We start from the raw sequence: 11185 nt of genomic DNA, 5'->3' as shown, positions 1-11185 counted from the left end.
CTGCCCCGATACCGGCATCGCATCTGCCAGACCAGCGCCCCCGCGCCAATCTTCACTTCCGTTGAAATCCCGTAAATCGGGAAACGCTCCTTGGCTGGATTCCGCCCCGCCGGAAACGTGCCGAGGCGAGTCCAAGCAAGAAAATGAACGGTGGCCAAGGAACTTTACGAGAACCCGAAAGCGGGAATCCGAGAAAGTTTCTCTCCCTTGCAGTTTCGACACCACCCGATCTTCCTGAACGGGCGATCGCGCTGGCCGGGAGGACGGTCGTGCGGGTGAGACCCGCTCCAAGTCGGATTGGCGGGCAAAGGGTGTGTCTGCCACAGCGAACCCACCGGCTTCAGGCGGCTGGCGCTTGGCCGCGCCCTAGTCGAGCATTGCCTGATAGTAAGAGCCCCGCGTTTGCGGGGCTCGAAGACTACGCGTAGATCGGGTTTGGCTTCTCCCCATCAAGCTTGTAAGTCTTGATGGCCCGCGCCACATCCTTCCCCGTCATCTTCCCTTCCGCCGCCAGCGCTGCGATCGCGGCGTGTGCGATGTAGTAACGGTCAACCTCAAAGTGACGGCGCAGGTTCGCACGCGTGTCGCTGCGGCCGAAGCCGTCCGTGCCCAGCACCGTGTAATGCATCGGCACGAATGCGCGGATCTGGTCGGCGTAGGCGCGCACGTAGTCGGTCGCGACGATCGCCGGGCCCTGGCGGCCTTCCAGCAGCTCGGTCACGTACGGCTTGCGCGGGGTCTTCGCTTCCGGGTTCATGCGGTTCCAACGCTCGGCATCGAAACCATCTCGACGCAGTTCGTTGAAGCTCGGGCACGACCAGATGTCGGCGGTGACGCCGAAGTCCTTGTCGAGCAGTTCCGCCGCGGCGATGGCTTCGCGCAGGATCGTGCCGCTGCCCATCAGCTGCACGCGCAGTTCGCCCTTCTTCGCCTTGCCGGCGTCCTTCAGCAGGTACATGCCCTTGATGATGCCGTCCGCGGCGCCTTCCGGCATGTCCGGGTGGCCGTAGTTCTCGTTCATCAGGGTGATGTAGTAGTACTCGTCCTGCTGCTCGGTGAGCATGCGCTGCATGCCGTGCTGCACGATCACCGCCACTTCGAAGCCGAAGGTCGGGTCGTACGCGCGGCAGTTCGGGATCGCGCCGGCGAGCAGGTGGCTGTGGCCGTCTTCGTGCTGCAGGCCTTCACCGTTCAACGTGGTGCGGCCGGCGGTGGCGCCGAGCAGGAAGCCACGGGCACGCATGTCGGCGGCCTGCCAGGCGGCGTCGCCGATGCGCTGGAAGCCGAACATCGAGTAGTAGATGTAGAACGGCAGCATCGGGAGGTCGTTGGTGCTGTAGCTGGTGGCCGCGGCCATCCAGCTGGCGAACGCGCCGGCTTCGGTGATGCCTTCTTCCAGCACCTGGCCGGCCGCGTCTTCGCGGTAGTACATCAGCTGGTCGCGGTCGACCGGCTTGTACTTCTGGCCGTGCGGGGCGTAGATGCCGATCTGGCGGAACAGGCCTTCCATGCCGAAGGTGCGCGCTTCGTCGGCGACGATGGGCACCACGCGCGGGCCAACCTGCTTGTCGCGCAGGATGATGTTCAGCGCCTGCACGAACGCCATCGTCGTGCTGATCTCGCGCTCGCCGGTGCTCTTGAGCAGGCGGTCGAAGCCTTCCAGCTTCGGCGCTTCCAGCGACTGCGTGGACTTCTGGCGGCGCTGCGGCAGGAAGCCGCCGAGCGACTTGCGGCGCTCCATCATGTATTCCACTTCCGGCGAATTCTCGCCCGGATGGAAGAACGGCACCTTGCCGTCGGCCAGCTGCGCATCCGTGACCGGGATGTTGAAGCGGTCGCGGAACATGCGCACGGCGTCGTCGTCGAGCTTCTTGGTCTGGTGGGTCGGGTTGAGCGACTCGCCAGCCGCGCCCATGCCGTAGCCCTTGACCGTCTTGGCGAGGATCACGGTCGGCATGCCCTTGGTGTTCACGGCCTCGTGGTACGCCGCGTAGACCTTGTGCGGATCGTGGCCGCCGCGGTTGAGGCGCCAGATGTCGTCGTCGCTGAGGTTGGCGACGAGCTGGGCGGTCTCGGGGTACTTGTTGAAGAAGTTCTCGCGCGTGTACTTGCCGCCGAACGCCTTGCAGTTCTGGTACTCGCCGTCGACGGTTTCCATCATCAGCTGGCGCAGCTTGCCGGTGGTGTCGCGCGCCAGGAGCGGATCCCAGTAGCTGCCCCACACGGTCTTGATGACGTTCCAGCCGGCGCCGCGGAACTGGCCTTCCAGTTCCTGGATGATCTTGCCGTTGCCGCGCACCGGGCCATCGAGGCGCTGCAGGTTGCAGTTGATGACGAAGACCAGGTTGTCGAGGCCTTCGCGGCCGGCGACCGAGATCGCGCCGAGCGATTCGGGCTCGTCCGTCTCGCCGTCGCCGAGGAACGCCCAGACCTTTCGGTCGGACTTGGGCATCAGGCCGCGGCCTTCCAGGTACTTCCAGTTGCGCGCCTGGTAGATGGCGGCCAGCGGGCCCAGGCCCATCGACACGGTCGGCACCTGCCAGTAGTCCGGCATCAGCCACGGATGCGGGTAGGAGCTGATGCCGCGGCCGTCGACTTCCATGCGGAAGTGGTCGAGCTGCGATTCGCTGATGCGGCCTTCCAGGAACGAACGGGCGTAGATGCCCGGCGAGCTGTGGCCCTGGACGCCGATCACGTCGCCCGGGTGGTCGGCGCTCGGTGCGCGCCAGAAATGGTTGAAGCCGACGTCATAGAGCGTGGCCGCCGAAGCGAAGCTGGCGATGTGGCCGCCGAGGTCGCCGGGCTTGCGGTTGGCGCGCACGACCATGGCCAGCGCGTTCCAACGGATGATCGAACGGATGCGCCATTCCATCGCGTGGTCACCGGGGCTCTTGACCTCCATGTGCGCGGGAATGGTGTTGATGTATTCGGTGGTCGGCGAGAACGGCAGGTGCGCGCCGGCGCGACGGGTGACTTCCACCATCCCTTCGAGCAGCTGGTGGGCGCGCTCGGCGCCCTCGCGCTCGATGACGGCCTGGACGGACTCGATCCACTCGCGGGTCTCGGTCGGGTCCGGGTCGTTCTGGAGGATGTCGGAAATCGCGGCGTGGAGAGAAGTCATGCGTATCGCGGCCCCTATTGGCCGCGCCTCGTGTGGGGCGGGGGTTTAGAGTCCGGATTCTAACAGGGCGACACCGGTGGACCAGCCTGCTGCAGTGGGCCGCAGCGTTGCGACGAAAGGGGGATTGAAAGGCTGGAATCCCTACGGGCGCGAATGGGGCCACCCTGGTTTCGTCATTCCCGCGAAGGCGGGAACCCATGGACGTTGCTGTCCCGGCGAGACATGAAAGACGCCGGGTCCCCGCCTTCGCGGGGATGACGGGATCTACCTGCTCGGCGGCGCGATCGGCACGCCCAGGACTTCGCGCTGGAAGTTCAGCATCTCCTCGCGGGTCACGCGCTCGTCGTGGTTGGCGTCCATGTGCTCGAACAGCGAGCGGGCGCCGGCGGCGTGTTCCATCGCGGTGACGACGCCGTCGCCGTCCAGGTCCATCGGCATCGGGTCGTTCGGCGGCGGCGGTGCGGCAGTGGCCACGGGAGCCGGCGCGGGGGCCGGCGTCGGCGGCGGGGTCGATTGCGCCCAGAGCCAGGCGGGTACGGCGACAATGGTCAGGACCAGCAACAGGCGGACTGCGGCTTTCATGATTGGACCCCCGAGGGATGACGGCTCGGCACACGGTATCGGCCGCTGCGTATGCGTGCTGTCACGCTGGCCCCGGCCGCCGTCGGCCATCGCCGTGGCCTGCCTGCTCGCCCTGCCCCCGGCCATGGCGCAACAGGCGCCTCCGGCGGCCACGACCCTGGATACGGTCGAGGTGCTCGGCGCGCACCATGAACTGTCCGACTTTCCCGGCTCGGTCACCGTCATCGACGGGGACACGCTGCGCGCCGGGCAGCGCCAGGTCTCGCTGTCGGAGGCTCTGGTGCGGGCGCCGGGCATCACCGTGCTCGATCGCCAGAACTACGCGCAGGACCTGCAGGTGCAAAGCCGCGGCTTCGGTGCGCGCTCGACGTTCGGCATCCGCGGGATCAAGTTGATCGTCGATGGCATTCCTTCCTCCGCACTCGATGGCCAGGGCCAGGCGGCGAGCTTTCCGCTGAGTGCGCTCGATCGCATCCAGGTGCTGCGCGGGCCGCTGGCCTTGCAGTACGGCAACGCGGCCGGCGGTGCGATCGTCGGCGAGACAGTCCTCGATGGCGGGCACGGTGTCGATGTCGATGCCTGGGCCGGATCCAATGCCAGTGGCCGGATCGCAACCGGTATCGAAGGCGCCAGCGACGACGATGCATGGCGCTGGCAGGCACTTGGCAGTTACTTCAGTACCGATGGCGACCGTCCACATAGTTCCGCCGAGCGTGCACAGCTCGATGCGATCGCGCAGTGGGTGCCTGGCGAAGGCCAGCGGCTGCGACTGGTCGCGGGTGGTTTGCATCAGCCCTACACCGACGATCCGCTCGGACTCACCCGCGCGCAATGGCAGCGAGATCCGCACGGGACCGATCCGGTGGCCGAGCTGTTCGACACGCGCAAGCGCATCGACAACGGGCAAGCCGGCGCTCGCTGGGAGGATGCCTACGCGACGGGGCGCGAGTACTGGCTGGGCGGTTATGGCGTGGCGCGTGACGTCGTGCAGTTCCTGGCGATCCCGATCGCGGCGCAGCGCGCGCCGACCAGCGCCGGCGGCGTGATCGACCTGGGACGCCAGTCGACCGGTGTCGAAGCCGGGCATCGCTGGGACGGCGAGCATGGCGCGCTGACCGTCGGTGCCGAGGCCGGCTGGCTGCACGAGCAGAGGCGCGGCTACGAGAACTTCGTCGGCACGCAGCTCGGCGTGCGCGGACGACTGCGTCGCGACGAGGACAACCGCATCCGCAGCAACGAGGCCTACGTGCTGGGCGATCTGCGGCCGGCCGATGACTGGACGGTGCTCGGCGCGGTGCGGCATGCGCGCCTGCACTTCTCGTCCGACGATCACTACATCGCGCCGGGCAATGGCGACGACAGCGGCAGCATCGACTACAGCGAGACCGCGGCATCGCTCGGCGTGGCCCGTGCGTTTGGCCATGGCGAAGTGTTCGCCAGCGTCGGCCGCGGCTTCGAAACGCCGACGGTGACCGAGCTGGCCTATCGGCCCGATGGCGGCGCCGGATTGAACTTCGACCTGGAACCGGCGCATTTCGACAGCGCCGAAATCGGGGCGCGCTGGCGTTTCGGTTCCGGCGACGCCAGCATCGCGGCCTACCGCATCGACGGCGAGGACGAGATCGTGCCGGCCGACAACCGCGGCGGCCGCGCCAGCTTCGCCAACGCCGGACTGACGCGTCGCGAAGGCGTGGAGGCGGGCATCGAGGCGCGCTTGCACCCGCGATGGTCGTACGTGCTGACGGTCAACTGGTTGCGGGCACGCTTCACCGAGCCTTTCAGCTATCGCGTGGTCAGCGGTGGCGTCGAGCAGGTGCAGCAGGTGGAGGCGGGCAATCGCATTCCCGGCATTCCGCAAGCCGATGGCTATGCCGAGCTGGCCTGGAACGATGCCAGTGGCCGGATCGTCGCCGCGCTGGAAGCACGTGCCAGCGATCGCATCGCCACCGACGACCGCAACACGGACTACGCGCCGGGCTATGCGCAGTTCGCGCTGCGTTTGCAGTGGCGCGCGGCGGCCTCGGGGTGGCGCGCGTTCATGCGCGTGGACAACGTGTTCGATCGCGAGTTCGCCGGGTCGGTGATCGTCAACGAGGGCAATGCGCGGTACTTCGAGCCGGGGGCGGGACGTGGGGTGACGGTGGGGGTTGGCTGGGGGAGCAACGGCGCTGGGTTCCCGCCTTCGCGGGAATGACGGTCGGGGCCGGGAACGACGGCGAGCGTTAGCACCGGCATCACATCCCGGCGCTATGCTGCGGCCAAGGGGCTCCCGATCCGGTACCGCCATGACCCAGCTCATTGCCGAGTTGCCTGCGTCCGGCCGCGCGGTGCCCTGGTACCGGAGCCTGCGCACGCGCCTGGTGCTGTGGATCTGCGTCGGCTGCGTCGCCGTGCTGCTGGCGGCGACGCTCATCGTGCAGGCACGTTCGGCGCGGTTGCTGACTGCGCAGAGCGAACGCGAGATCAGCACGCTCGCCGAACAGACCGCGCTCGGCCTGCACGCAACGCTTGAGTCTGTCGAAGTCGGCGCCAACACGCTCGGCGAGGCCGTGCGCGGCGTCGGCCGTGATCCGCGCACGCTCGACGCCCTGCTCCGCGCCACCGTGGCCGGCGACGACGACATCGCCGGGGCGATGCTGGTGCTGGAACCTGGCGCGCTCGATGACGGCGATGCCGCCTACAGCTGGTACGTGCGCCGCGATGGCAAGGGCTACTACACCCAGCCGATGCGCTCGCGCGGCTACGACTACCACGACCAGCCGTGGTGGAAACGCACGATCGGCGAAGGTCGCGCCTGGTGGTCGGAGCCCTACCGCAATGCCGCCACCGGCGAGCAGACGTTCGTCACCTACAACCGACCGATCCGCCGCGATCCCGACGACCACACCTCGACGCCGGTCGGCATGGTCAGCCTCGACGTGCCGGTCAGCCGCCTGCGCACGCTGATCGGCCAGCAGACACCCGACTCGCCGGTGCAGCGCGTGGTGCTGAGTCCGGAACACCTGTACGTCGTGCACCCGTCTCCGGCGCTGGAGCTGAAAGTGCGCCTGGACGACCGCGTAAGTCAGGTCGAAGGCCGCATGCTGCAACCGTTGCTCGACGCCGTGCGCGAGCGCCGCAGCGCCGACGTGACCTACCTCGACCCGACCACCGGCACGCGTCGCATCGGCCTGGTGCAACCGGTGCCCGACAGCCTGTGGACAGTCGCGGTGTCGGTCTCCGAGCAGTACGCGCAGGAGCAACTGCGCAGCACGACACGGGCGGTCATCGCCGGCGGCCTGCTCGCGGTGCTGGTCCTGGTGCTGGTGCTGTGGCTGATTGCGCGACCGATCACGCGGCCGTTGCTGGCATTGACCTCGTCGGCCGGCCACTTCGCCGCCGGCGAGTTCGACTGGCCCTTGCCGCACACCACCCGCCGCGACGAAGTCGGCCTGCTCGCACGCGCCTACGACCGAGCGCGAAGCTCGATCAAGTCGCAACTGGCGGAAATCGAGCGCATGGCGCGCAGCCGGCAGAAGCTCGAGAGCGAACTGTCGATCGCGCGCGACATCCAGCTGGCGATGCTGCCGCCGGCACCGACGCTGCACGCCGATGGCCACTGCCTGCAGGCACATGCACTACTGGAACCGGCCAAGGCGGTCGGCGGCGACTTCTATACGTTCTTCGTCCGCGACGAGCGCGTGCTGTGGTTCGTCATCGGCGATGTTTCCGACAAGGGCGTGCCGGCGGCGCTGTTCATGGCGCGGGCGATGACGGTGCTCGAAGTCGCCACCAGCCTGGGCGGTACGCCGGACAAGGCGTTGCGGGTGGCCGCCGCGCGCCTGGTCGAAGGCAACGACACCTGCATGTTCGCCACCGTGCTGTGCGGAGCGATCGATGCCGGCAGCGGCGAGGTGGTGCTGGCCAGCGCCGGCCACGAGGCCCCGGTGCTGCTGCATGCCGATGGCCGCCGCGAGTACCTCGACGTGCCGACCGGCCCGCCGCTGGGCGTCGACATCGCCGACAGCTACCCGCTATGGCGCGGCCGGCTGCAGCCCGGCGATGCGTTGGTGGCCTACACGGACGGCATCAGCGAGGCGCTCGACGGCGGACACAATGCCTTCGGTACCGAGCGCCTGCTGACCGCGTTGCCGGTCGGCGCCGACGCCCGAGGCCTGTGCGAGGTGCTGGTGGCGGCCGCACATCGGTTCGCCGACGGGGCCGCGCAGTCCGACGACATCACCGTGCTGGCATTGAGTTTCGATCCATCGACCGGGGGGAATGCCTGATGCGACTGCGCCTGCAGATCCCGTGCGAACGCACGCAGCTGGGGCTGCTGCTCGATTCGATCGAGCAGTCTTTGCTCGAGCATGGCATCGCCAGGGAATTGCGCGACGACATGCGCCTGATCGCCGAGGAGGTGGTCTGCAACGCGATCGAACATGGTGACGACGGCGGCGAACACGCGCAGCGCCGAATCGCAGTCGACATCGCCCGCGACGACGACGGCCTGCATGTCGAGTTCCGCGACAACGGCAAGCCTTTTGACCCGCTCGACCACGACCCACCGGAACTGGACGCCGACATCCTCGACCGGCCGGTCGGCGGGCTGGGCGTGCACCTGGTGCGCGAACTGGCGCGCAGCGTGCGCTATGTGCGCGAGGAACCTTACAACGTGCTGCACGTGGTGCTGCGTACACGCTGAAACTTCAAGCCCCTTGATTGCAAGGCAAGTCCCCCACGAGGTCGCCCATGGAACTCCAGATCCACATCGATCCGCCCAGCAACGGTTCGCAGCGCATCGCCCTCGGTGGCCGCCTCGACACCGACAGCTACGCCGAGTTCGACCGCCAGCTCGAGCCGCTGTTGCCCGGCATGCAGTCGTTGCTGCTCGACCTGAGCGAGCTTGTGTACATCAGTTCGGCAGGAATCCGCTCGATCTTCCGCGCACGCAAGGCGCTGGCGGGGCACTCGGGCAAGGTGCTGGTGCTCAACCCGCAGCCGCAGATCCAGAAGGTGTTCGATGTGGTGAAGGCGGTGCCGCTGAACGAGATCTTCTCGTCAGCGGCAGAGGCCGATGCGTATCTGGATGCGATGCAGAGGAAGGTGCTGCGCGGGGATGAGGACGAAGACTAGCCGCCCTGCCCCAGCGACGCGCGAATCTGCGCATCCACCGCCGCGATCGCCGTCATGTTCACCACCCGGCGCGGCGTCGACGCCGGCGTGAGGATGTGCGCCGGCTTGTCCAGGCCCATCAGGATCGGCCCGATCGCCACGCCTTCGGTCATCACCCGCACCATGTTGTAGGTGATGTTGGCGGCGTCCAGGTTCGGCATCACGAACAGGTTGGCGCGGCCCTTCAGCAGCGTGTTCGGGAAGATGCGGTGGCGCAGCTCCTCGTCCCACGCGGTGTCGGCCTGCATTTCGCCGTCCATCTCCAGCTTCGGCACGCGCTGCTTGATCAGCTGGTAGACCTTGCGCATCTTCGCCGCCGACGCGTTGTCGTGGCTGCCGAAGTTGGAATGCGACAGCAGCGCCACCTTCGGCTCGATGCCGAACAGCTTCAGGCGGAAGCTGGCCTGCAGGGTCGCCTCGGCGATCTGCTCGGCGGTCGGATCGCACTGCACGTGGGTGTCGAGGAAGAACCACACGCCCTGGTCGTTGATCACGCCGGTCATCGCCGCCGTGCCGGTCACGCCCGGGTCGAAGTCGAAGATGCTGCGCATGTAGCCCAGCTTCTTGTGGAAACGGCCGACCAGGCCGCAGATCATCGCGTCGGCTTCGCCGCGCTCGACCATCAGCGCCGCGATCAGCGTCGGCCGCGAGCGCAGCAGGTTCTTCGCCGCCGCCGGCGTCACGCCGCGGCGTTCGGTCAGGGCGTGGTAGGTCTGCCAGTAGTCGTTGAAGCGCGGGTCGTCGTTGATGTTGGTCAGTTCGAAATCGACACCGGCGCGCATGCGCAGGCCCAAGCGCTGGATGCGCGTGTCGATCACGTCCGGACGGCCGATCAGGATCGGGTAGGCCAGGCCGTCGTCGATCACCGTCTGCACGGCGCGCAACACGGTCTCTTCCTCGCCCTCGGCGTAGACCACGCGCTTGCGGTCGCTGCGGGCGCGGTCGTAGACCGGCTTCATCACCAGGCCGGTGCGGTAGATGAAGGTGCCGAGCTTTTCCTCGTAGGCGCGCATGTCCTCGATCGGACGGTTGGCAATGCCCGATTCCATCGCCGCCTGGGCCACGGCCGGGGCCAGCACCACCAGCAGGCGCGGGTCGAACGGGCGCGGGATCAGGTATTCGGCGCCGAAGGTCGGCACCTCGCCGCCATAGGCACTGCCCAGGTCGGACGATTCCATCCGCGCCAGCTTGGCGATCGCGCGCACGCAGGCTAGCTTCATCGCCTCGTTGATGCCGGTCGCGCCGACGTCGAGCGCGCCACGGAAGATGTAGGGGAAGCACAGCGCGTTATTGACCTGGTTCGGGTAGTCCGAACGGCCGGTGGCGATGATGCAGTCCGGGCGGACCTTCTTGGCGTCCTCCGGCAGGATCTCCGGATAGGGATTGGCCAGCGCCAGGATGATGGGCTTGTCGGCCATCGTGGCCACCATCTCCGGCTTGAGGATGCCGCCGGCGGACAGGCCCAGGAAGATGTCGGCGCCTTCGACGATTTCAGCCAGGGTGCGGTGCGCGGTGTCGCGCGCGTAGCGCGCCTTGTCCGGGTCGAGATGGTCGCGGCCGGTGTAGATCACGCCCTCGCGGTCGAAGGCGGTGATGTTCTCTTTCTTGACGCCCAGCGCAACCAGCATGTCCAGGCAGGCGATGCCGGCGGCACCGGCGCCGGTGGTGGCGATCCTGATGCTGCCGATGTCCTTGCCGACCACTTCCAGCGCGTTGATCACGGCGGCGCCGACGATGATCGCGGTGCCGTGCTGGTCGTCGTGGAACACCGGGATCTTCATCCGCTCGCGCAGCTTGCGCTCGACGATGAAGCACTCCGGTGCCTTGATGTCTTCCAGGTTGATGCCGCCGAAGGTCGGCTCCAGGCTGGCGATGATGTCGACCAGCTTGTCCGGGTCGCGTTCGTCGATTTCGATGTCGAACACGTCGATGCCGGCGAACTTCTGGAACAGCACGCCCTTGCCTTCCATGACCGGCTTGCCGGCCAGCGGGCCGATGTCGCCGAGGCCGAGCACCGCGGTGCCGTTGCTGATCACCGCCACCAGGTTGCCGCGCGCGGTCAGTTCGCTGGCGCAGTTGGGGTCGGCGACGATCGCCTCGCAGGCGAAGGCCACTCCCGGCGAGTAGGCCAGGGCCAGGTCACGCTGGGTGACCATCGGCTTGGTCGCGCTGACCTTGATCTTGCCGGGCGGGCTCAGGCGGTGATAGTCCAGCGCGGCTTGCTTGAGGTCGTTTGCGGGCGAGTTGTCGGACATCTGAGGGAAAACCACAGGCGGGCCGCAGATTCTAGCCGCTTCCGGCGGAGGCCGAGGACGGCACGGTATGGCG

The 11185-nt window shown here is 67.7% G+C and carries 7 protein-coding genes; 4 read left to right on the top strand and 3 right to left on the bottom strand.

The genetic code is table 11. From position 1 onward, the window contains the following. Nucleotides 1-418 precede the first annotated feature (418 nt). Nucleotides 419-3121, bottom strand: a complete 2703-nt coding sequence (gene aceE / locus HIV01_RS15700; RefSeq protein WP_200609052.1) for a pyruvate dehydrogenase (acetyl-transferring), homodimeric type — start codon at nucleotides 3119-3121, stop codon at nucleotides 419-421. A gap of 264 nt (nucleotides 3122-3385) precedes the next feature. After that, nucleotides 3386-3703 carry a hypothetical protein gene (locus HIV01_RS15695; RefSeq protein WP_200609054.1) on the bottom strand — a complete coding sequence of 106 codons (318 nt, stop codon included), beginning with the start codon at nucleotides 3701-3703 and terminating at the stop codon, nucleotides 3386-3388. 55 nt (nucleotides 3704-3758) lie between these two features. On the opposite strand from HIV01_RS15695, the gene HIV01_RS15690 reads away from it, so the two are divergent. From HIV01_RS15690 to HIV01_RS15675, 4 genes are all read left to right on the top strand, one after another. Beyond that, nucleotides 3759-5897 (top strand): TonB-dependent receptor family protein, encoded by a 2139-nt coding sequence (locus tag HIV01_RS15690; protein ID WP_207527009.1) that lies wholly within the window; start codon nucleotides 3759-3761, stop codon nucleotides 5895-5897. Between the two features lie 91 nt (nucleotides 5898-5988). Continuing rightward, complete coding sequence (locus HIV01_RS15685; RefSeq protein ID WP_200609058.1) at nucleotides 5989-7971, top strand: SpoIIE family protein phosphatase; 1983 nt, start codon at nucleotides 5989-5991, stop codon at nucleotides 7969-7971. Then, nucleotides 7971-8387, top strand: a complete 417-nt coding sequence (locus HIV01_RS15680; protein ID WP_200609060.1) for an ATP-binding protein — start codon at nucleotides 7971-7973, stop codon at nucleotides 8385-8387. The genes HIV01_RS15685 and HIV01_RS15680 overlap by 1 nt, the downstream gene beginning before the upstream one ends. Nucleotides 8388-8434: 47 nt before the next feature. Beyond that, nucleotides 8435-8818: an STAS domain-containing protein gene (locus tag HIV01_RS15675; RefSeq protein ID WP_200609062.1), complete on the top strand. Its 384-nt coding sequence runs from the start codon at nucleotides 8435-8437 to the stop codon at nucleotides 8816-8818. Here HIV01_RS15675 and HIV01_RS15670 read toward each other — a convergent pair. Then, the gene (locus HIV01_RS15670) at nucleotides 8815-11112 is read right to left on the bottom strand and encodes an NADP-dependent malic enzyme (protein ID WP_200609064.1); all 2298 of its coding nucleotides are present in this window, start codon (nucleotides 11110-11112) and stop codon (nucleotides 8815-8817) included. The genes HIV01_RS15675 and HIV01_RS15670 overlap by 4 nt on opposite strands. Nucleotides 11113-11185 lie beyond the last annotated feature (73 nt).

Origin of the sequence: Lysobacter arenosi, assembly GCF_016613475.2 — a bacterium.
In the GTDB taxonomy this organism is placed as follows: domain Bacteria; phylum Pseudomonadota; class Gammaproteobacteria; order Xanthomonadales; family Xanthomonadaceae; genus Lysobacter_J; species Lysobacter_J arenosi.
The sequence above is the reverse complement of the archived record's forward strand: the minus strand, read 5'-3'. Positions and strand labels throughout refer to the sequence as shown.